Annotated in this window: 20 protein-coding genes; 17 read left to right on the top strand and 3 right to left on the bottom strand. The window is 43.0% G+C overall.

Annotated features, from left to right (window positions below):
* Positions 1–2: 2 nt before the first annotated feature.
* The 4 genes from extI to extO all read left to right on the top strand — a co-directional run bounded on the left by extI (position 3) and on the right by extO (position 4605).
* The gene (gene extI, locus DACET_RS08980) at positions 3–1205 is read left to right on the top strand and encodes a selenite/tellurite reduction operon porin ExtI (protein WP_013011063.1); all 1203 of its coding nucleotides are present in this window, start codon (positions 3–5) and stop codon (positions 1203–1205) included.
* A gap of 11 nt (positions 1206–1216) precedes the next feature.
* Positions 1217–1438: a selenite/tellurite reduction operon protein ExtJ gene (gene extJ, locus DACET_RS08985; protein ID WP_013011064.1), complete on the top strand. Its 222-nt coding sequence runs from the start codon at positions 1217–1219 to the stop codon at positions 1436–1438.
* A gap of 97 nt (positions 1439–1535) precedes the next feature.
* Positions 1536–3392, top strand: coding sequence for a selenite/tellurite reduction operon c-type cytochrome ExtM (extM, locus tag DACET_RS08990; protein WP_013011065.1), 1857 nt, complete (start codon positions 1536–1538; stop codon positions 3390–3392).
* A complete protein-coding gene (extO, locus tag DACET_RS08995) occupies positions 3343–4605 on the top strand; it encodes a selenite/tellurite reduction operon b-type cytochrome iron-sulfur cluster-binding subunit ExtO (protein WP_013011066.1) in 1263 nt (420 codons plus the stop codon). Before extM ends, extO begins: the two co-directional genes overlap by 50 nt.
* Positions 4606–4854: 249 nt before the next feature.
* On the opposite strand, the gene DACET_RS09000 is transcribed toward extO, so the two are convergent.
* Complete coding sequence (locus DACET_RS09000) at positions 4855–6051, bottom strand: IS256 family transposase (RefSeq protein WP_013010015.1); 1197 nt, start codon at positions 6049–6051, stop codon at positions 4855–4857.
* Positions 6052–6243: 192 nt separating this feature from the next.
* Here DACET_RS09000 and DACET_RS09005 point away from each other — a divergent pair, with 192 nt between their 5' ends.
* The 8 genes from DACET_RS09005 (at position 6244) to DACET_RS09040 (ending at position 14184) form a co-directional block, all read left to right on the top strand.
* On the top strand, positions 6244–8433 hold the full coding sequence (locus tag DACET_RS09005) for a molybdopterin-dependent oxidoreductase (protein WP_013011067.1): 2190 nt from the start codon (positions 6244–6246) through the stop codon (positions 8431–8433).
* A 16-nt stretch (positions 8434–8449) separates the two neighbouring features.
* The gene (locus DACET_RS09010) at positions 8450–9013 is read left to right on the top strand and encodes a 4Fe-4S dicluster domain-containing protein (protein WP_013011068.1); all 564 of its coding nucleotides are present in this window, start codon (positions 8450–8452) and stop codon (positions 9011–9013) included.
* A 9-nt stretch (positions 9014–9022) separates the two neighbouring features.
* Positions 9023–9910: an NrfD/PsrC family molybdoenzyme membrane anchor subunit gene (gene nrfD / locus DACET_RS09015; protein ID WP_013011069.1), complete on the top strand. Its 888-nt coding sequence runs from the start codon at positions 9023–9025 to the stop codon at positions 9908–9910.
* An 86-nt stretch (positions 9911–9996) separates the two neighbouring features.
* Positions 9997–10413 carry a QcrA and Rieske domain-containing protein gene (locus tag DACET_RS15600; RefSeq protein ID WP_013011070.1) on the top strand — a complete coding sequence of 139 codons (417 nt, stop codon included), beginning with the start codon at positions 9997–9999 and terminating at the stop codon, positions 10411–10413.
* Positions 10410–11441 carry a cytochrome b gene (locus DACET_RS16000; protein WP_013011071.1) on the top strand — a complete coding sequence of 344 codons (1032 nt, stop codon included), beginning with the start codon at positions 10410–10412 and terminating at the stop codon, positions 11439–11441. The genes DACET_RS15600 and DACET_RS16000 overlap by 4 nt, the downstream gene beginning before the upstream one ends.
* The gene (gene extS / locus DACET_RS09030) at positions 11339–12175 is read left to right on the top strand and encodes a selenite/tellurite reduction operon c-type cytochrome lipoprotein ExtS (RefSeq protein WP_283804954.1); all 837 of its coding nucleotides are present in this window, start codon (positions 11339–11341) and stop codon (positions 12173–12175) included. The genes DACET_RS16000 and extS overlap by 103 nt, the downstream gene beginning before the upstream one ends.
* Positions 12176–12706: 531 nt before the next feature.
* Positions 12707–13369 (top strand): heterodisulfide reductase-related iron-sulfur binding cluster, encoded by a 663-nt coding sequence (locus DACET_RS09035; protein WP_013011073.1) that lies wholly within the window; start codon positions 12707–12709, stop codon positions 13367–13369.
* Between the two features lie 2 nt (positions 13370–13371).
* Positions 13372–14184, top strand: coding sequence for a methylated-DNA--[protein]-cysteine S-methyltransferase (locus DACET_RS09040; protein WP_041230284.1), 813 nt, complete (start codon positions 13372–13374; stop codon positions 14182–14184).
* 1 nt (position 14185) lies between these two features.
* Here the strand turns inward: DACET_RS09040 and DACET_RS09045 are convergent, their stop codons facing one another.
* A complete protein-coding gene (locus DACET_RS09045) occupies positions 14186–15025 on the bottom strand; it encodes a DMT family transporter (RefSeq protein WP_013011075.1) in 840 nt (279 codons plus the stop codon).
* A gap of 283 nt (positions 15026–15308) precedes the next feature.
* Between DACET_RS09045 and DACET_RS09050 the strand changes: the two genes are divergently transcribed.
* On the top strand, positions 15309–16619 hold the full coding sequence (locus DACET_RS09050) for a citrate (Si)-synthase (RefSeq protein ID WP_013011076.1): 1311 nt from the start codon (positions 15309–15311) through the stop codon (positions 16617–16619).
* A 321-nt stretch (positions 16620–16940) separates the two neighbouring features.
* The gene (gene cfa / locus DACET_RS09055; RefSeq protein ID WP_013011077.1) at positions 16941–18059 is read left to right on the top strand and encodes a cyclopropane fatty acyl phospholipid synthase; all 1119 of its coding nucleotides are present in this window, start codon (positions 16941–16943) and stop codon (positions 18057–18059) included.
* A 24-nt stretch (positions 18060–18083) separates the two neighbouring features.
* Here the strand turns inward: cfa and DACET_RS09060 are convergent, their stop codons facing one another.
* Positions 18084–19217 (bottom strand): DNA recombination protein RmuC, encoded by a 1134-nt coding sequence (locus DACET_RS09060; RefSeq protein ID WP_013011078.1) that lies wholly within the window; start codon positions 19215–19217, stop codon positions 18084–18086.
* A gap of 80 nt (positions 19218–19297) precedes the next feature.
* Here DACET_RS09060 and DACET_RS09065 point away from each other — a divergent pair, with 80 nt between their 5' ends.
* The 3 genes from DACET_RS09065 to DACET_RS09075 all read left to right on the top strand — a co-directional run bounded on the left by DACET_RS09065 (position 19298) and on the right by DACET_RS09075 (position 21485).
* Positions 19298–19900, top strand: coding sequence for a CobD/CbiB family protein (locus DACET_RS09065; protein ID WP_013011079.1), 603 nt, complete (start codon positions 19298–19300; stop codon positions 19898–19900).
* 79 nt (positions 19901–19979) lie between these two features.
* Positions 19980–20525 (top strand): YqiA/YcfP family alpha/beta fold hydrolase, encoded by a 546-nt coding sequence (locus DACET_RS09070; protein WP_013011080.1) that lies wholly within the window; start codon positions 19980–19982, stop codon positions 20523–20525.
* 54 nt (positions 20526–20579) lie between these two features.
* A complete protein-coding gene (locus tag DACET_RS09075; RefSeq protein ID WP_013011081.1) occupies positions 20580–21485 on the top strand; it encodes an AEC family transporter in 906 nt (301 codons plus the stop codon).
* Positions 21486–21488 lie beyond the last annotated feature (3 nt).

Here is a 21488-nt window from a genome sequence, read left to right on the forward strand (position 1 = left end):
TTATGTTTAGAAATAAAATACTACTGACAGCCCTGCTGATTGTATTATCAGCCTCATCTGCTATGGCTTTTAAGCCTATTGATCTTGGTGACGGGCATTATCTGAAATTTTTCTATGATGCTCAGTTCGGCTATACCGGACGTAATACAGGAAGCGGTGACGAAGGCGAAGATTCCACAAACGAATTCAATTTCCGAAGAAACCGCGTCGGCTTTATCGGCACCTACAACGAAAAGCTCAGCTTTTATGTACAGACCGAATACATCGAAGACAAAAACATCAGTCCTCTCTATGTTGATGTTTCTGATGATGACGACAAAAACTTTTATCTGCTCGACGCACAGATCAGGTACAAAGTTAACGGGAATCTCGATGTTGTACTCGGTAAATTCAAACACTCACTTACAAGAGAAAATCTTGAAGGGTGCTTTAACCCTCTGACCCTCGACCGCTCTCACTTCGTCTATGCTCCTTTTAAAACAAGCAGAGACAAGGGTATCGGTGTCAGGTATGAAGTCGCTGAAGGGCTTCTTCAGTTCAGAGGCGAAATCCAGGAAGGACGCACAGGTGACGAAGGTAACGGTTCTCCTGACCCCGGCTCTAATCTCAGATATACCGGTCGTGTTCATCTCTCTCTGCTGGATAAAGAGAGAGGTTATGGATACAAAGGAACATATTTCGGAAAGAAGAAAATCCTTACAGTCGGTGGCTCTGCACAGTATGAAGCAGACGCTGTTTATGGCGACACAGTGGATAAAACTGACAAAAAGGACTATGTGGCATATTCTGCTGACATATTCGCAGAATACCCTACAGACCTGGGTACTTTCACTGCATCCGCTGCATATCTGGAAATTGACTTTGATGACGCATACAAAGGCGCAAACCCTGACTCCAACTCTTACGGTCTTAACGGTGAGAGAAAAGGGCAATATTTCAAAGCAGCATACATGCTTCCTCAACCTGTCGGGCCCGGGCTTGTGCAGATATTCGGAAGGTATGACAATTTTGAATTTGCAAACCTTAACGGCTTCTATGATAACGAAGTTGACTTCTACGCAGGCGGCATAAACTACTACCTCAACGAAGACAAATTGAAAATCACAGCTCAGTATTCACAGGTTACTTTCGAAGATGAAAGAGGCACTGATACTAATATGCAGGACTTCTCAACATTTGAGCTTTACCTGCAAGTAAGATTTTAGGAGTATAAAGTATGAAAAAGAAGGTTATTATCACTATTGCAGCAGCTATGCTTGTATTTTCCGGAATTGCTTATGCAGCAGTCAAATCGTCTAAAGGCAAAGTTGTAAGTATGGACGGAAACAAAGTCACTATCGAACTCGACAGAAGCATCGATGTTAAAGCCGGAGACAAAGTCAAAGTGGAAGCACTTGGCGGTGGCTCTAAGCCAGGCTTTCAGCTTCAGGGTTGCTAATCAGACAACAACAGGCGGAGAAATTCTCTCCGCCTTTTTCCCTTCTCTTTATATAGAAATATTCTTATAATACATTATCAATTCAGGGAGTCTCTGCATGCTTAAGTACATTGCGGCGTTTCTGCTACTTTTATCCGTACTGTCTGCTTTTGTCTTCTACACACCTGCCGCAACAGACAGCAAAGGCTGTGAAGCATCTGAATGCCACGCCGGAATAGAACACCTTTCAGACAACCATAAGCTGGAGTGCATAACCTGTCATGGGGGAGATGAAAAAACTGAAAATAAAGAAATCGCCCACAAAGATATGCTTGGCGGACGGAATCCGTCTGACCACAAAGTGTGGGACAAAACATGCGGCTCATGCCACCAATACCAGCTTGACCGCGTAAGCACAACTCTTATGTACACTGCAACAGGGATGATAAAAAACTCTCAGCAGGCTTGGGATGACTATCAGGGCGACCTATACAGTGCCCACGGGACAACGGGGTATAACCAAGACGGAAACTCCGTCGAACACCCTCCTGTCAGTGAACTTGACGAACTTTCAGGCGAACTTTACAGAAAGTTCTGCTCATCCTGCCACATCGGCTATGACAAACTTCAGGGATACAGGGCACATCATTCATCCGGTTGTGCAGCCTGTCATTTCAACCATTCAGACGATGGCTCATACGAAGGGAATGACCAGACCATAAAAGGCAAATCCCCCTACCCTGAAAAGCACATAATTGACCCGCTCCCCGGCAACGACGTATGCCTGACCTGCCACAACAGAAGCGGTAGAATAGCTTTGTCTTATGAGGGACTTTACGACGGCAACAACTCTCTGGTTCCTACTCAGCACGGCTACCCGGGACCTGACCTAATCGACGGTGTCCGCAACGTACGCCATATGGAAGCAGACATTCATCACGAAAAAGGGATGGAATGCATCGACTACCACACATCAAGGGACATTATGGGCGACGGCTACATGTATGAAAACATGTATATGCAGATCGAAACTACATGTGAAGACTGCCACGGGACAAAAGACAAACTTCCGGAAACATCTATGATAACTAAAGAAAACGATGAGCCGGTGAGAGAATCCGCAAACTATGCATTCAAAAATAAATTCGGTGACGAAATGGTTCTAACGTCCAAAGGGCGTATGTATTCCAATGTAAAAAAAGAAAATGATAAATTCTTCCTTTATACCAAACGCAAAGGGAAGAAGTTAGAAATAAAGACGATCGCAGGCGGAGATGAACACTCCATGCACGGACACGACCGTATGGAATGCTATACATGTCACTCCAAAACCGTAATACAGTGCTACGGATGCCACACATCATACGATGAGCGTGAAAAAATGTTCGACTTAATCAAAGGTGAGGCTACCGACGGAGCTTTCAGCGAGAAAGAGGACTTCCGTTCATTCTTCCCGTTCCCTCTAGGGCTTAATCAGCGCGGCAAAATATCGTCAGTCACACCCGGCTGCCAGACATTCCTTACCCATATCGATAAGGACGGGGAAGTTATAAAAGATGAACATATCTTCAATTACAGAGGGGATAAAAAGTTCAAATTTGCCCCTTTCTATAGCCATAATACAGGACAGAAAGCGGTTGACTGCATAACCTGCCACACAGACCTTGCTTTTGCCGGTTTTGGTCAGGGGCTCGTCTCCGCTGCAAACGGCAACATTACAAGCTCTTACTTATGTGAGAAGTGCGACAAACCTCTGGACGCTCTTTATTCCGTTATTAACGGAAAACTTTCGGTAACCTCAGACATAGTTCGCGATCACTCACGACTGCTGAACACAAGCGAGATCACTAAAATGTTAAAGGCAAACACTTGTATCGTATGCCATCAGAAAGCTGAAAAACGTATTTACAACAAAGAGATAAACTATGAAAAAATTCTTAATGACAGCGTGCATAAGCCTCTTCTTTCTGACTAGTGCAGGACTAGCCGCAGATAAAAATGATAAAAACGATAAAAACTGCGCCCTATGCCACGACCAGCACTCGTCAGGAGCCCATAAAAATCTCGAATGTGTTGAATGTCACAGTCAGAACAGCGAACACTTTGATAAAGCGGCTAATTTCGCAACAGAAGCTAAAGGCTGTCTGAGTTGTCACGAAAACTACAGCGGTATGATGCATTCTGCCATGGTACACAGGGAAAGTGAAAAAAAGTTTGTTCATAAAACATTTAACGGTATAGACAACAACTTTTATGACAAAAACTGTAAAAACTGCCATGTGACTTCATGCACTGACTGCCACCAAAAGGGAGACGCACACGAGATCACTAAGCCGGATACGGACACATGCCAGAAGTGCCACAGAGACTACTACATCGGCATAGAATACACCGGACTGGGGCAGAGAGAAGATCATGAACGTTACGATAGAGGTATTGAGCAAAATGGTTCAAAGTACGCATCCATGCTACCTGATATACACCACGAAAAAGGGATGAACTGCTCAGACTGCCACTCAATGGAAAGCCTTGCAAAAGGACAAGTTTCTTCTAAGAGTTGCACAGACTGTCACACACCAGACAAAAGTATTATAGAGCATTCTATCGCCGCTCATATGGAAAAGATGGAGTGCTACACCTGTCACTCCGCATGGGCAAATCAGGAGTATGGAACCTTCTGGATAAAGCTTGAAGATACAGCCTTTGATGAATATTTCCGCTGGGTCAAACGCCCTCACATAGATTACGCAAAGAGCAGTCACACAAAAGAATACACAAAATTCCCCATAGCTGTTAACAAAGCAGGCAAATATTCCCCTATCCGTCCGGAGTACATAACATTCCTGACACATGTGAAAGGCGACAAAGTTCAGGGGACAGAAAACCGGATGATCTCTAACTTTTACAAGGCGGTATTCCCCCATACTATCAGGCGTGAAACTGTCACATGCGAGCAGTGCCACAAAACCCCGAAACGATTCATGAGAGAAACCAGACAGGAGAGAATATTTGACCTTCAAAAAGACGGACTGATGGTTGACAGCTTTTATAACATGCGATGGTACCGGTTAAGTAACGGCAGGTTTGCTGATGATGACGAGTTCGAACGCATCATGACAGAAAGTCCAGAATACCAAAAACTTATCGTTAAAAAATGGCAGCAGATAATCAAATCATTAAGTAACTGACATGCCTGACAAAACACGTACCTATAACTATTATTGAATATACCTATAGCGATTTGTCATAACGTTAAGAGGCACCCAAAAATAACGAATTTGATTATCTAAAATGTACAAATATCTTACAAGCACAGGTAGACATGCAGTATTCATTAAGCAAATAGAATAAACATAATCCCATTGACATAAGCTCATATTCGTAGGTACCGTCAAGATAGTTTCGCAAATTCCCTTTTGCCGTTTGGTAGCTTTCAACTAGCCAGCAACTGAATCCATCTCTATATCTCCGGCTTCAGTAAAATATTTCATACTCATATAACGTTTAGTTCCCCACTGGGTTCCAGCTACATGACGCAGCCTGGCACAAACAAGCATCAAAGCCGAGTTTCCGTCAGGAAATGTACCTACCACACGAGTCCGACGCCGTATCTCCCTATTCAACCGCTCAATCACATTATTAGTACGAATCTTAAGCCAGTGAGCATAGGGGAAAGTCATGTAAGTCAGAGTCTCCTCGATACTGTCTTCAACTTTTTTAGCGGCTTCCCTTAGCTTCATATCACGAAGTTTCTGTGCAACAGCCTGCGCTTTCTCAAGGGCAGCTTCTTTGCTCTCCTGGGCGTGTATTGCTTTAAGCATTGCTGCCACAGCTCTCACCTTGGTTCTCGGTGTTACAGAAAATACATTTCTGTAAAAGTGAACCGTACAGCGCTGGTACTTGGCATCCGGATAGACTTCGCTGACAGCATCAACAAGCCCCAAACACTTGTCTCCTATAAAAAGCTGAACACCCTTCAAACCTCGTTCTTTAAGATCACAGAGAAAGTTCTTCCAGCTCTCTTTATCCTCTTTCATACCCTCTGATGCGCCGATCACTTCACGATAGCCTTCTTCATTTACAGCTATAGCTACAAGCACAGCAACGTTCTCATATGAACCACCCCAGTTGCGCTTGAGATATATGCCATCAAGATAAACATAGGGATAGCTGCACTTCAGTCTCCTGTTGCGCCAATCATCTATGTGAACATAAACCTTCTTGTTAAGCTCACTGATGGTGCTCGGAGATACTTTAGTACCCCACAACGCCTCTGTTATATCTTCTACTCGGCGAACTGATACGCCGGCAAGATACATCTCTATAAGAGCTTCTTCTACTGAGCTCTCACGGCGGCGATAGCGTTCAATAATGGCTGTTTCGAAAGTTACTCCCTTAAGCTTGGGAACTTTCAGTTTAACATCACCTGAGCTTGTCAAAAGATTCCGTTCATAGTGACCTGAACGATAACCGTTACGGTTCTCAGTACGTTCATATTTAGCGGCGTTTGTCAAAGCCTGGGCTTCCTGTTCAAGCAGGTTATTAAGTGTTTCTTCTACACTGTTGCGGACAAGTTCCTGTAACTCGCCCTTTATGGCACCTTCGTTCAGGTGTATAATCTTCTCATCGGACATGGCCTTTGCCTCCTTTGGTGAATTTGTCTGGTAACGTATTCTACCAAAACGGCGGCGGCCTTGTCCGTTTATAAAGCCGCTATCATAATTTGCGAAACTTATCGTACCTTATCTATTCGTAATAGAGTATTCAAAAGTTCATTAGAAACATAATTGTCCCGCCGCACACTAAATTTTTTTTAGAGGGACATTATGATGAAAAGCAGAATCTCCCGCCGCCATTTCCTTCAGGGAACGGTTGCAGCAGGAGCAGCGTTTGCTACCTTATCATCTGTTAGTCTTGTTGCTGGCGAAAAACCCGAGTCCAAGCCTCTGGGAGAATCATTTGCGCAGAATTGGTGCGAAATGTGTTTCTGGAAATGCGGACTTACAGCAAAAGTCGTTAATGGAAAAGTCAGAAAACTAGACGGTCAGCCCGGTTGCCCCAGTAACTTTGGAAAACTATGTGCCAAAGGGAATTCCGGTGTTTTCCAGCTATACGATCCTGACAGAATAAAAACACCATTAATACGTACAGGTGAAAGAGGCTCCGGCCAGTTCAGGAAAGCCACATGGGAAGAGGCAATAGCCTATGTTGCTGAAAAATCAAATCAATTAAAAGAACAGTACGGTCCTGAAACCTTCAGTCTCTTTGCGCACGGTTCCGGTGAACATGCCTTTGTGGAACTGATGCAGATCATGGGAACTCCTAATGTCTGTATCCCTTCATATGCTCAATGCCTCGGAAGCAGGGAGTTAGGCTGGGCACTCACATACGGTAAACCTGTCGGCGGAAAAGAACCTGTGGACTCTGAAAACGCAAAATGCATACTCCTGCTGGGCAGAAACATAGCGGAAGCACTGCATGTCGGCGAACTTCAGGACTTCATAAACGGCTGTGCCAAAGGCGCATATGTTATATATGTTGACCCCAGATACAGCAAAACCGCAGCTAAATCAAATAAATACATGATGATCAAACCAGGCACAGACACAGCTCTGCTTCTGGGCATGATGAACCATATCATTAATAACAGACTTTATAACATCGAGTTCGTGGAAAACTACACCAGCGGACTTGAAGACTTCACCCGTCATATTCAGGAATATACTGTAAGCTGGGCATCTCAGGTTACAGAAATTTCAGAAGAAGACATCATTGAAGCAGCAGAAAAGCTCTGCGAAGCTGCACCGCACTGCTACATTCACCCCGGTCGTCGTGTCACCAGATATGGCACTGATACACAGTTTGTCAGAGCAATCGCTATGATCAACGCTCTGATGGGAAACTGGCAGCAGCCCGGCGGTATGTTTCAGCCTGTGGGATTCAAATTTGAAAAGCCTCATATGGTAGAAGTTGACCATGTCCACAGTGAAAGAGCTGACGGTGCCGGTACGGACTACCCTATCGCACCACGAAATCTCGGACTGGCAAACAAAATGATCGATGCCATTGCAGAGCAGACACACGAGCTCAAAGGGATGTTTGTTTATGGATGCAACCCATTCCATCACCACGGACATTCTGAAATGGTAAAAAAAGCGATTGAGCAGAGTGAGCTTGTGGTTACATGTGAAATATACATGACAGACACAGCCTACTACTCTGATGTCATCCTGCCCGAATCTACTTACCTTGAAAGGTACGATCCTGTTATATCCACGGCGAGGAAAAGCGGATATTTACAGCTTCGTGAGCCTGCGGTTCCCCCTGTCCATGACACAATGGGCGCATGGGAAATAGCCGCAAAACTGTCGAAAGCAATGGGGTATGAAAATGAATTTATGGATATACGTGAGTATAACCAAAAAGTATACGAAACTATCGGCATAACAGAAGAATACATGAAAGAACATGGATGCTACATCGGAAACACAGGGGATCCTTTCCCTGCTGCAAATGGTGTTGAGCCAACTTTCCGTACTCCTTCAGGGAAAGCCGAATTTTTCAGCAACATGATGTACGATCTGGATTACGATCCAATGCCTTCATATGAAGCTCCCCCTACACCGGAAGATGGTGAGTTCCGACTGCTTTTCGGACGTCTCAGCTTTCACACACATGCAAGAACACAGAATAACGCCTGGCTTCTCGCCCTGCACCACTCTGTTGTTGAGCTGTGGATCAATACTGAAAAAGCAAAAGCACTCGGCATCAAAAGCGGTGACACTGTCAGAATCACAAAAGACGGCAAGAAAAGCGGTCCGTGCACCGCAAAAGTTGTGGACTACATCCACCCCGAGTCTATCTTTATCCCTCACGGTTTCGGTTCTGTAAGTAAAATGCTTACACGTATCGCCGGTGTTGGTGCAAGAGATTCAGACTTCACATCAGACGATACAGACCCTATCAGCGGCGGTGCAGGCTTCCACAACGGGTTCGTTAAAGTCGAAAAAGTGTGAAAGGGGGATATCTTAAATGAATAAAAAATATGCTATGGCATACATAGTTGACCGCTGTGTGGACTGCAAAGCCTGCATGGTAGCATGTAAGGCAGAATGGGAAGTGCCCGCTGATCATTTCCGTACACACATAGACACCGGGATAAGCCCCGATCGTTCTGTGAATATGCGGATGCACTTTCTCCCTAACCAGTGCAACCACTGTGACGATGCCCCATGTGTAACTGTATGTCCCACAAAAGCCAGTCACAAAAGAGAGGACGGGGTTGTGTACGTGACAAGATCCAGATGTGTGGGCTGTAAGTACTGCATTGTTTCCTGTCCGTATGATGCAAGATTTTTCAATCACGATCTTGGTGTTGCAGAAAAATGTACTTTCTGCCTGCCGAGGATAACTGAAGGTCTTGAGCCGGCATGCGTAACAACATGCCCGGGAAATGTCAGAGTTTTCGGCGATTTAAACGATCAGGATAGTGAAATCTCACTTCTTCTGAAGGACGCTGCGGAAAAACATTATAAAGTTTGGAAGCTGCGTGAGGACATCGGCACTCGCCCAAACATATATTACATACAGAAATAGGAGGCTATTATGGTTTTTCAAGAAGCCTTTGAGTGGTATATTGCCGTATATCTGTTTCTGGCAGGTGTGGGCGCCGGGGCTATCGTTGCCGCTGTAATGGCGGATATGTACGACAGGAAAAAATACATATCCTTTATAAAAGCTGCAAGTGTTATAGGAATGCCGCTGGTTAGTATCGGTATATTTTTTCTATACATAGATCTCGGACAGGGGTTATGGAAGCCTTGGCTTCTGATTCTCCTTTTTTTGAACCCGACATCAGCTATTACATGGGGTACAGGGATACTGACGGTATTCACGCTACTTGCATTGATATATGGCGCATTTAATCTCGGATTCATAAAGTTTTCCGGCGGAAGAACCGTGCAGTGGCTGCTGATAATAACAGGTATCCTCACCGCAGGATACACTGCTGTACTGCTTGGTGTCCTAAAGGCAATACCTTTCTGGCATCAGACATCTCTTCCGATATTGTTCATAATATCCGCGACATCCACAGGTATATCCGGTGCGATGATTGTGAGAGAAATGTTTTTCAAAACAGAAGACAGCATGCATAAGATTGAAACCAGCCATTTTTATCTCATAATGCTTGAGATTCTCCTCCTTGTGGGCATGTTTCTTATCGCAATGCAGGGTGTGCCGGAGATGAAATTCTCTGCGCTCAGTCTTCTGACAGGTAAATTCGCTCTGGAGTTCTGGGTCTTCCTTGTGCTCCTCGGGCTTATTATTCCTGCTATTGTCTTCGCGCTGGGCGAAGCTGGCAAAATGCATATATCAGGTTCTAAACTGGTGTTTTTTGAAGCTCTGGTTTTATTAGGGGGATACTTCCTCCGCTTCCTGATAATACATGCCGGAGTTTATACTCAAAAATTCATTGAGTATATTCCACAATAACACTATGAGGGGGGCGCCAGTGCCCCCTTTTTTCTTTATCCACCTTAACTTATATAGTATTATCTGCTTGTATCAAAGGAGTGGTGATGCAGATTATTAAGAAATTCAGCAGAAGATCTTTCCTAAAAACAACGGGAGCCTTTCTGGTGGGGTTAACAGGCATAACTCTGCTATGTAAATATATGTCCCCGCCAATAGAAGAAAACAGTATACTTGCCGAAGCGAACATATCGGACATCCCGGAAGGCGGAGCCCTGATCTTTCAGGACAAACAGCTTGCACTTTTAAGAACGAAAGAGACTATAACAGCGATTTCTCTCTCCTGTACTCACCTTGGCTGTACTGTCTCTCTCAGTGATGACAAATTTGCATGTCCCTGCCACGGAAGCATATTCTCCCTTACCGGAGAAGTGCTGAAAGGACCGGCACAGAAACGGCTTAAGAAATTTGCTTTTTCACAAGAAAACGGGAAAATTACCGTGTACCGGAGGGAAACAGCTTGATATCACCATTTTTCACACACCTTTTCCCGCCGAAATTTTACAGGGATACACTTAAATTTTCCAAAACATTGTATGCCGGAGCGATACTGGTTGCCCTTTTCACGACCCTGTCGGTAACAGGTCTGCTTCTCATGTTTTATTATTCACCTGATGCCGCATCCTCTTATAGCTCTGTAATATTTCTGGAAGAATCAGTTTTTGGCGGTAAATTTTTACGTGCACTGCACCGGATGTGTTCGCATATATTCCTTATCGTTATTGCCGTGCATCTGCTGCGAACCGTCTTAACCGGAGTGTATGCAGGAAGAAAAAGAAACTGGAAGCTCGGATACATCATATTTTTCGTAATCGTTTTTGAGGCATACACAGGTTACCTGATGCCTATGAACCAGCTGTCATACTGGGCTACTAAAACAGGCATGGAGCTTATGAACACCCTCCCCTTCGGAGATTTCATCAAAAACCTTCTGATGCCGGATGATGTTGGCGGCAAGCTGACTGTACTTAGATTTTACACTCTGCATGTCATTGTTCTGCCTGTATTCAGCCTGACACTGATTTCTGCTCACTTATATAATATACGGAAAAATGGCGGTCTTGTTAAATATGCAGATAGCTCCGATAAAGAAGACAGGCGAAAACTTATAGGATTCAGCCTGCTCATAGGCTTTGCTTCAATACTATTTGCAATCATCCTTACGTTTATATTTCCCAGCCCTCTGGACACCGCAGCAGACCCTTCGTCACCGCCTAACCCGGCAAAAAGTGCTTGGTTTCTGCTTTGGATACAAGAGGTCGTGAGCTGGAGAGCCGTTTACTTCAATGTGATAATGCTGCTGATCATACTGTTTTATTTCCTGCCTGATTTCAGGAAAAAATACACGCCCGATAAAGCAGTATGGTTCAGTAAAAATGATAGAGCTGTGTGGAGCACAACGATAGCACTGACATTTACCGTTATAGTCCTGACTATTATAGCTACGTTTTTCAGGGGGGAAAATTGGGAACTCGTTTCATTCTATTTCTAATATTCTTCTCAGCAATTTCCGGCTATGCCTGCATGAATTGCCACGAACCTCATTATGCCAACAAAGGTGACTGTAGTTTATGCCATAGAGGAAATATGGAGAGCTCCAGAAAAAACATTGCCCATTTCGGTATAATCACTGCAAAATACAGCGGATTATATACCGATGAAAATGATGTAAAGACCGGCAAAGAAATCGTGGAGGACTCAGCCTGCAGAAGATGCCATATTATAGGCGCTAAAGGTGAAAACTCTGCAGTATCACTAGATTATCGAGCAAAAATACACACCGGGGAATACCTCGCAGACAAACTAATCAACACTAATGAATATATGCCGGATTTTCATTTTTCTGATCGGGATGTTACAAAAATAATCAAATATCTTCTTTTCGCCTCGTCAGGCACAGTGCAAAAAGAAGCAGAACCTTATGTTGCATATATAAAAACCTCAGATGATGATGTCTTTGGGAAACACTGCGGTAACTGCCATAAAGTAATCACAAGGCAATCTGGAGGGAAAGGAACCGGGGAGATCGCCAGAAATCTCTCGGGGCTTTTCAGCCAATACTTTGATTCCGATGTTTTGCAGGAAGGTGACGACCGGTGGACGCCGGAACTGCTTCTTAAATGGGTTAGAAATCCCAGAAGTATCAATAAAACAACTATTATGCCACCTGTTAACCTGAGCAAAAACGAAGAATCCGACCTGAGCAAACTCTTTGAAAACAAATAATCTCTTTATAATTTCAGGCATTTTGGGTCTTGGCTCTTGTTTATATTTCATATTAAGCAGAGGGCAGATCGTTGAGAACGCTCCCAAGTGCGACTTGAGGTTGATTTGACTGAACAAGGCAAAGTTTTAATGTGACAAGCTTTATGTATCTATAATACATCAAACACGATAAAATGCCACATACTAAATCATTTATAATTAGTGGGTTTCCATTAAAGGAAAGCCGGCGTCCTGCCGGCACCCCATTGAGCTCCGTCTCGGTAGGCGTGGTTTTTCCACTACCTGACTATCTAATATCAATTCAGATGCCAAAAAACATAATAAATCTCTATGCGAGTTTAAAATACTTATAGATATACATATTACTACTCGACCATCGAGCATGCCAGTTGCAGAATAGGGAAAGAATAACCACCCCTTCTGTCAAAACAACAGGTATTTTTTTCTCTTCCACTCCTTAACCGCAAGAAACGGGTGGGAATAAAGACACACTACTGTTATTTTATTTTTATCAAACAAAAAGAGGATACGATGGAAAAATTATTTTCCCCGGGCTGTGCACTAATGCTATATAAGCCAGAGCTGGCTGACCAAATTTGTAACGTGCTAATCAAAATGCAGACATGCTCAAACATGTATACAAACTGCTGCCACCACAAGCCTATAACTGATAAGCCTCTATTCATAATAAATACCTGTCCTGGATGCGACAGACGTCACAGCTCCCTCTACAAAAATGTAAAAACTATATCGCTATGGGAAATATTAGCCAAAAGTGATACATTTACATTCCCAGACTATAAAGGTGCCGTAATGTCGATACATGATGCATGTCCCACTAAAAACAAACCTGAAGTCCACAACGCTATCAGAAAAATAATAAGCCGGATGAACATATCCCTGAAGGAACCGGAAAAGACAAAAACGTCTTCTGTGTGCTGCGGAGATACATACTATAAGCTGAAATCTGATGAAGAGGTCACAACAGCTATGATCAAACGCGCAGAAGAGATGCCGGCAGAAGATGTAATTGTATATTGTGTCTCATGTGTGAAATCTATGCATATCGGAGGAAAAAAGCCACGATATCTCCCTGATCTGCTTTTCGGACAAAAAACACTGATAGGCAACGAAACCACAAAAAAATGGCATGATAGAATAGAAAATCATATCAGAACCGTAGGTGCATTATGAGAATGAGCGATTATGACCGAATAGCAGAGGCGATACGTTATATTCAGACAAACAGTAAGGTTCAGCCATCTCTTGAAGAGATAGCGGCACACATGGGGCTGAGCCCATATCATTTCCAGAGGCTATTCACACAATGGGCAGGGATAAGCCCCAAAAGGTTCCTCCAGTTCATTACACTGGAAAGCGCAAAGCTGCTGCTGAAAAAAACATCTATTATGGAGACATCCTATGAACTCGGAATGAGCGGACCTTCAAGACTGCATGATCTTTTTATTACAACAGACGGAGTCACCCCCGGGGAATACAAAAGCAGCGGCGAAGGTCTTACTATCAACTACGGCTGCCATGAAACTCCGTTCGGTGAATGCCTTCTTGCCCAGACAGAAAGAGGAGTATGCCATTTAGCTTTTATAGATGACAACCTCGCAGAAGAATTAGACAATCTAAAGAATAGATGGAATAAGTCAGATGTTGTACGCAATGACGACATAACCGCTGAAACATCTGAAATGATATTTAAGAATAAATCTGTCCCCCTTCACCTGAAAGGAACGAATTTTCAGATTAGAGTCTGGAGGGCTCTTCTGGAGATACCGGAAGGACACCTCACAACATATAGAAGAATAGCAGAAAAGATAGGCTCCTCTTCGTCCAGCAGAGCTGTAGGCAGTGCTGCAGGCAAAAACAGCATAGGATACCTTATCCCCTGTCACAGAGTGCTCCGAACTACAGGTGAGCTTGGTGGTTATCGGTGGGGGCTGGAAAGAAAAAGAATCATTATCGCATATGAAGCAGCACAGCAAGATCAAGATTGAACTACATCCCAACCCTGATCAATACCACTCCTGCCATAATGATTAACGTTCCCAGTGCCTTATTAATAGTCATCTTCTCCGCAAAAAGCACCATGCCGAAAAATGCTCCGAAAAGCACATTTACCTGCCGCAGGGCAGTTGCATAAGAAAGCTCTATCATTGTCAGACCATATCTGTATGAAGTGAAAGAAGCAAACACAACAATCCCCGCCAGAACAACCCACTTAACATCTTTACGTACCTTACTGATTTTAAGCTCCCCACTCCGTCTTGAGTAGAGAAATAAGAAAAAAGTCATGAAAACCGACATCGAATATACATACAAAATGAAATTACCCTGAGAAACACCCTTCTTGTCCATCAGAGCCCCGAAAGAATATAGAAACGCAGCCAGCAGAGCGAATAAAACTCCCCTGCCCAACTTAACCCCTCCCCCTTTTATACGGTTAAGAACGATTGTGCCTAAAATAGTCAAAATAACTCCGGCAACACCTACTGCGGTCAAATCCTCTTTAAGAAATATTACCGCCCATATCAAAATAAAAAACGGTGATGATGTCGTGATAGGATAAACAAGAGACACGTCAGCATAGCGGTAGGACGTAGAAACAGAAAGGTGATACCCCGTGAAGAAAAGAGCAGCTATAAAGGCACTTAAAACCACACCACCATTGAAATACAAGTAATCAGAAAATATTAACGGATATAACAGAGTGAAAAAAGTTATATTAATAAGATGCATATAGAAATTAAACGCATATTTGTTTTCTGATTTTTTCAGAAGCATATTCCATAAGGAATGGGACAGAGCGCTGAAAATAATAAATATAAACCCGATCATTACCTCTCCTTATCAGGGATTATTCAAGTAAAAAATTTCGTATTTGAAATAACGTCTTTTTATGTTTTTAGCTTATTTAATTATCACACCTACAAACATATTGGTCAAGTATAAACTATTGCTAAATAGCTTTATTTGAGCATAATAACATCAAAACAGCACATACACTATTTAATACATAAGTGCACACTGTATACAATTTCATTATTGACAAGAGGAGCAACCGATGCTAAAAAATAAACAGTGTTTAAAATATGAGACCATAAATTGAGGAGGCATTTCAATGGGACTTAAAGATGTACTTAAGAAAAAAATTGATGAGCAACGTCCTAGAACCACTAAACTGGTTAAGGAATTCGGTGATGTTAAAGTAGGAGAATACACTATCGCACAGACTATCGGTGGTGGCAGAGGGATCAAATCTCTCGTAACAGACATCTCTTACCTTGACCCAATGGAAGGGATCCGTTTCCGCGGAATGACTATCCCGGAAACATTCGCAGCTCTCCCAAAAGTTCCAGGGTCTGACTACCCCTATGTTGAAGGCTTTTGGTATCTGCTTCTCACAGGCGATGTTCCTACTGTCGAGCAGACACAGGAAGTTGTCGATATGTGGAAAGAGTACGCTCAGGTACCTCAATACGTTATCGACATCCTCAGAGCTATGCCTAGAGATTCTCACCCTATGGCAATGTTCTCTGCTGCTATCGTTGCTATGCAGCGCGAATCAATATTCGCTAAGAACTACTCAGAAGGTAAATTCAACAAAATGACATGCTGGGAGGATATGTACGAAGACTGTAACATCCTCATGGCCAGACTTGCCCCTATCGGTGCATATATCTACAGAATGAAATACAAAGGCGACACACACATCCCTGCTGACCCATCACTGGACTTCGGTGCTAACTTTGCTCACATGATCGGACAGAGCAAAGAGTATATGGATGTTGCCAGAATGTACTTCATCCTTCACTCAGACCACGAATCAGGTAACGTATCCGCACACACAACACACCTTGTTGCGTCTGCACTTTCTGATGCCTACTACTCACTTTCAGCTGGTATTAACGGGCTTGCAGGTCCTCTTCACGGTCTTGCTAACGAAGAAGTTCTTCGCTGGACACAAAACTTCCTCGAAAAACTCGGCGGTGAAGTCCCTACAAAAGAAGGTCTTGAAAAAGCTCTCTGGGACACACTTAACAGTGGTCAGGTTATCCCTGGATACGGTCACGCGGTTCTTCGTAAGACAGACCCACGTTACACATCTCAGCGTGAATTCTGCCTGAATACTCCGGGGCTTAAAGACTATCCGCTTTTCAAACTTGTAGCTCTTATCTTTGAAGTAGCTCCTGATGTACTTCTTAAACATGGTAAAGCTAAAAACCCATGGCCAAATGTTGACGCTCAGTCCGGTGTTATCCAGTGGTACTATGGTGTTACACAGTACGAGTTCTACACAGTTCTCTTCGGTATCGGTAGAGCACTTGGTGTTCTTGCTAATATCACATGGGACAGAGCTCTCGGTTATGCCATTGAGCGTCCTAAGTCTGTTACAACAGCTATGCTTGAAGAAGTTGCAGGCATAAAATAAGAAATTACTCTCAGATATAAACCTCATAAGAAAAAAGGGGATCTTCGGATCTCCTTTTTTCATATATACACATAGATATTAGCCCGCATAACCGCAACCCCAGCCCTCCCCTTCAGTGCCTTTACAACCGACAACCGACTCACAATATTCAGACCGACACACGTGACTAACTTTATATCTGTGTTCTATTAATGCTTTTAGATACTCCTTCATTTTCAAACTTGCAGTTTCGCAGATACCAAAATACAATAAATATATCGGTAAAATAAAAGCGAAGAGCTTTTATGACTTAAACCTTTTATGTAGTTTCAGGAGGAGCAAATGTCTTCAATTGATTTCAAAACGAAGATTGAGCACGCCCTGTCCACTGCAGACATCAAGACCAAAGGTGACCGTCCGTGGGACATCACAATCCACAACGATAACCTTTTCTCCAGAGTAATGGCAGACGGCTCTCTCGGACTAGGCGAAGCCTACATTGAAAAATGGTGGGATTGTGACAAACTTGACGAATTCTTTTATAGGATTCTCAGTGTAGAACTTGAAACCCAGTTTAAAAGCTGGACAGACTATAAAGAATACCTGAGATCTAAACTGTTTAACCTTCAAAACCGCTCACGAGCCTTCCAGATAGGGCAGAAACACTACGACATAGGAAACGAACTTTACAAAAACATGCTTGACGAAAGACTGATCTATAGCTGCGGTTACTGGAGCCACGCAAACAACCTGAAAGAGGCTCAGGAGTCAAAGCTTGATCTTGTATGCCGTAAACTTCAGCTCAAGCCTGGAATGAGGATACTGGATATAGGCTGCGGCTGGGGCGGAGCAGATAAATTTGCCGCTGAAAATTACGGCGTAGAAGTAGTAGGAATCACAGTATCAAAAGAACAGGTCGAGCTTGGAAAGTGTATATGCAGTGGTCTGCCGGTTAATCTGGAATTAAAAGACTACAGGGATATCAGCGAAAAATTTGACCGTATATTCTCAATAGGAATGTTTGAGCATGTCGGACGGAAAAACTATAAAGAATACTTTGAGGTAGCAAAAAGATGCCTCAAAGACGATGAAATATTCCTTCTGCACACAATAGGACGCAACACAACTTCCAAAGGGAGCGACCCTTGGATAAGTAAATACATTTTCCCAAACTCCATGCTCCCTTCTGCCAAAGATATTGCAGAGTTCTCAGAAGGGCAATTTGTAATAGAGGACTGGCACAATTTCGGACAATATTACGATACAACCCTTATGGAGTGGTACAGAAACTTCAATAAAAACTGGGACAAACTAAAAGACAAATATGACGAAAACTTCTACCGTATGTGGAAATACTACCTTCTTTCATGTGCCGGTTCTTTCAGAGCAAGAAAGAATCAGGTCTGGCAGATAGTGTTCTCTCCAAAAGGGATAAAAGGCGGCTACGAACCTGTCAGGTAGATATTACTCCACATAAAATCTGAACTACTCACTTATCTCGATCCCCTTTTCACTTCTGAGCAGTTCAATCTTTTCAAGTGGTTTTTCAAGCATATTTCGTCTTGTGGAGATAAGTTCATCGTAAGACTTCTGAGCTTCATCGATCTTTTTGCCTACCATTTCCAGTTTTGCGGTGAACTTATCCCATTGTTGATAAAACTTTCCAAATAGCTTAAGCATTTCGCCCGAAGTACTTTCAAAGGCAAAGTTTTCAACAGACTGACGTATTACGGCAAGCACAGCAAAAAGTGACAATGGAGAAGTAAGAATAACCCCAGCCTCCATAGCTATATCCATAATCTGCGGGTCTTTTTCATAAATAAACTCATAGACACTTTCGTTGGGTATAAACAGGAGCATTACATCAAGCGTATTTTCCTGCTGATCGATATAGCCTCTGGTTTTAACATCTTTTATCTTCTGGCGGACATCACGAATGAAATTCTTTATATGGGGCTCTTTGCCTGCCCCCTCCTCAGAACAAAACTTAAGATAACTGTCCAGCGGAAATTTCACATCCATATGCACACAGAACCCCTGAGGCAGATAGAAAGTGAAGTCCGGTCTGCTGCCGTTCGCCATAGTCTTCTGCACGTCATAGTTTATCTTCTCTTTCATCCCTGTGGTGCGTATAATGTCGAGAGCCATCCTTTCCCCCCAGCGCCCTCTTTCCGCTGAAGACGCAAGCGCTTTATTCAGGCTGGCTGTGACATCAGACAACTTTTCAGTCTGGTGAACAGTGTTTTTGATCTGCTGGGCAATCTCGCTGAAACGAGCCTCGCGCTCCTTCTCCATCCCTGTCATCAGCAGGTGAACACGCTCAAGTTCGCGGCTCATATTCAGAAGCTGGGCATCAATCAGAGCTTTCTTAGCTTCAAGGTCTTTTTCACCTTCTTTATTTTTTGAATCCATAACATTGCCTGCAAGCTTCAGAAATTCATCTGTATTTTTGGATAAACTATCCATAGAAAGCTCGGCAAATGCCCCTTTCATCCCGTCAGTAATTCGGAGCAGCTCTCTTTCACTCTCATTTCTGGCTCTCCTGTTGAAAAACAGTGAAGCAGCAAAGCCGAGTAAAATGCCTACAAAAAATGTTATAAACGGAAATATCTCTTTCATATTAACAGCCTTTATTTGTGATATCTTTATTTATCATATATGATTGTTTCAGTCACGACACTATTAAAAGGAGTACAATTTTGTTTTTCACCGAATCAATATTATACATAAACATATTTTCTCTGATACTGGGAATTTGCCTCAGCTGGTACTTTGGAGGAACAGATTTCCCATTCCACACAGACAGGCTTATAGCGAGCTTTGTCAGTTACTGCGAAAAAGCTGTTTACCGTGAAGGCTCTTTTAAAGAAGGAGCAATCGCTCTCACACTGACACTGCTTATGGTTTTTGGTGTAACATCTTTATTGCTGTATTTCACAAAAAACGCAGGCAGCTTATGGTATTTTATCCTTTCAACGTTCATAATCTATACAAGCATTAACGAAAGGTTTTCCACTTTTCAACAAAGCGGAAGTATGGGGCAGAATTTTCTTCAGTACGCCCTTCCTGTAGTGTTTTACAGCATAATAGCAGGTCCGGTCGCTGCGGTACTTTTCCGCACTTTACCGGTTATCGCCTATATGAATCCGACAAAAGTGGAAAAGTTTCAGCAGTTCGGGGAGCCTGCCGAACAGACATATAATATACTGCGGGATACAGCTAATGTTCTCATTCCGGTTCTATTGTGGATAACAGTAAATATGCGGAAATCTGTCAGATATCTGAAGTCCTTCAGACCTTGACTGTTCAGCCTATTATACCTGCACACACCGCAAAAATAAATCTATTGTGCAAAACATAACTATAGTGTTAATATATCCCATGAAAATACTATATATGCCTGGGCTGGCATCGATAACAGACAAAAGCTATGACATATCAAAAAGCTGCAAACTGGTTCATCTGATGGAACTTGCGGAATGCACTGTTTTTGACTATAAGCTTTATCGCCCGGCAGATATTATTCAGTACATTTCTAATTTTGACCTTCTTTTCGGCTCTTCGTTCGGAGGGTATTTTGCTTTCTACCTGTCCCTGAATACAGGTAAGCCTTCCATATCAGTCAACCCTTCGCTATTTCTCGACGAAAGGATAGAAAAACTTATAAAAGAGCACCAGAAGGAGCTGTCTTTTATCAAACCTTCAGAAATACGGGCGATCAAAAGTGCCCCAACAGGTAAGCCCGCACCTCATGTCAACGTTCTTATGAATATTGATGATGATATTATTGATGCCGGACGGGTCATTGACACTTCTGAAAAGTTTAAATGCAATATCTACACCTATGAAAAAGGCGGACACCAGAGCAGTAACTTCCAAGGGGACATGCTGCCAACAATAAAAATGATATTGAATGGCCTCGGATAACTGCTCTATTATTTAAACACTTACTTTCTACAATCTTATATGCTACTATGAAATATGGATAATCTAATATTACTCATTATATGTTTTGTAGTTGGATTCATCTCAAGAAAGTTTAAAACCATGCCCGAGGAAACTCCGCTGGTGCTTAACAGCTTCCTGATAAATCTATCTTTACCCGCCATATCTTTTATGTTTATGCATGAAATGCACTTTAATACTAAACTTCTTTTTCCGGTGCTTATGCCCTGGATATGCTTCATAGCCGCATACATTTTCTTTAAAATTCTCCAGAAAATTTGCGGTTTTTCTCAGGCAACTACAGGATGCCTGATACTTACTGTCGGGCTCGGCAATACATCATTTGTCGGACTGCCTATGATAACTGCTTTCTACGGTGCAGAATACATCGGCATAGGGGTTCTCTGCGACCAGCCAGGGAGCTTTCTTGTGCTTTCAACACTGGGTGTCATCGTTGCGACAACGCATTCTTCAGGCTCCATATCCTTTGCCAGTCTCCTAAAGAAAGTTATCTCTTTCCCGCCTCTCCAGGCGGTCGCACTCGGGTTGATTTTCCGTACTGTACCTCTACCTGAATGGAGTATAAACGTTATGAAAGGCTTCGGGGCGACAATAACCCCTCTGGCGATGGTATCTGTCGGGTATCAGCTAAAATTTGCTTTGTCTGACAGATTATTAAGTAAACTTGCCACCGGGCTTTTGTTCAAACTTTTTCTGGCTCCGGCATTGATTTATTTTATTTATGTCGTAGTATTAAATGCATCGGGAATAGAGATGCAAGTCACAATTTTCGAGGCAGCAATGGGTCCTATGATTACAGCAGGCATCATAGCTATGCAGTATAATCTGGACAAAAACCTGGCAACCATGCTTATGGGAGTGGGTATCCCCGCTTCTCTGCTAAGCCTTGTCCTATGGTACTATCTGCTCTCAGGAGTATAATTT

It is taken from the genome of Denitrovibrio acetiphilus DSM 12809, assembly GCF_000025725.1.
Classification (GTDB): Bacteria; Chrysiogenota; Deferribacteres; order Deferribacterales; family Geovibrionaceae; genus Denitrovibrio; species Denitrovibrio acetiphilus.